Annotated in this window: 1 protein-coding gene and 1 pseudogene; one reads left to right on the forward strand and one right to left on the reverse strand. The window is 74.0% G+C overall.

All coding sequences use genetic code 11. The features are described 5' to 3' along the window. Positions 1-299, reverse strand: a 299-nt coding sequence (locus AB0O00_RS40205) for a hypothetical protein (protein ID WP_363659614.1), incomplete at its 3' end; no start/stop codon positions are given. Positions 300-1,026: 727 nt separating this feature from the next. Here AB0O00_RS40205 and AB0O00_RS40210 point away from each other — a divergent pair. Further along, positions 1,027-1,240: pseudogene (locus AB0O00_RS40210) on the forward strand (histone deacetylase); the annotation flags it as partial.

Genomic DNA, 1,240 nt, shown 5'->3' on the forward strand with positions numbered 1-1,240 from the left:
GCGACGTACAGGTCGGCGCTGCCCGACGGGATGCGCACGCCGACGCGGTCGCCGCAGCCGATGCCGTGGCCGGCCAGGACGCCGGCCAGGGCGTCGACCTCGTGCAGCAGGGTGCGGTAGTCGAGCACCTGGGTGCCGGTGTCCAGCGCGGGCGCGTGGGGGTGAGCGTGCGCGGTGGCGGCGATGATGTCGAGCAGGCTGCGCGGGTGGGCGGGCTGGGCCACCGGCCAGGCGGCCGCGTACCCCGGGTGGGGGCGGTGCAGCGTGCCTGGGCCGGCCGTGTCCTGGCGTGCGTCCATGGGGGGTGGTCCTCGGCTCCGGTTCCTGGGTCAGGTCCGTCGGGTCTGGTGGGCGGGGTGCGGCGTCACCCGCGGGGTGGGCGGGTGTGAACGCGCACGGGCGTCACGCGGGGTGACGCCCGTGAAAAAGCACGTTCACTCACCATGACTCGGTGGGGGGTGCGGCGGATGCAGCGGGAGAGCGGTCAAAGGAAATTCTCATCATCGGCGCCTGGTGGGACGGCAGAGGAACGAATCGAATGCCATTTCGGTCTTTATAGGGTGTTTTCGCTGGTGAAGCGTAACGGCTGCGGGAAGACGGTGCCGTGACGGGAGGGATGGGAGTGATGAACGCCATGCGACCGCGACGCTACCGGCTGCGGCGGCACCGCACCCGCTGCGGGGGTGAACGAACCATTCACCCGGGCGACGGACAGTGACGGCGGCCTTGACCTGGGCGGACTCTTCGCGAACAGAGGGGATCGGTCCCGCGGGCCGGGGTGAGGGGTTCGTGAGGGCAGTGCGTGGGCCCGCGCGCCGGCGCACACGCATTCGACGTAGGAGGTACCGGGGGCGCCGTGGACCGGCCCCGGGGATTCTCCCGAACATCCCCCCGAACCCCCCACCGGGCGTCCCCGCAGCGTCCCCGCAGCGCCCCCGGGGCGTCCCCGCAGCGTCCCTGGGGCGTCCCCGGGGCGTCCCCGGGGCGTCCCAGCGTCCCGACCGGCCTCTGCTAGCGTCGTGCCCCGTGAGCCTGGTCTGGTACGCGGCGTACGGCTCGAACCTGGACGCCGCCCGCATGGCCTGCTACCTCGCCGGCGGGCGCCCCGAGGGCGCGGTGCGCGACTTCCCCGGCTGCCGCGACCGGCGACCTGCGCGGCGCGACGCCGCCACCGTCCTGCCCGGCACGCTCTACTTCGCCACGCACTCGCCGGTGTGGGGCGGCGGCCGGGGCTTCTACG

Origin of the sequence: Kitasatospora sp. NPDC093558 (assembly GCF_040683475.1) — a bacterium.
Taxonomy (GTDB): domain Bacteria; phylum Actinomycetota; class Actinomycetes; order Streptomycetales; family Streptomycetaceae; genus Kitasatospora.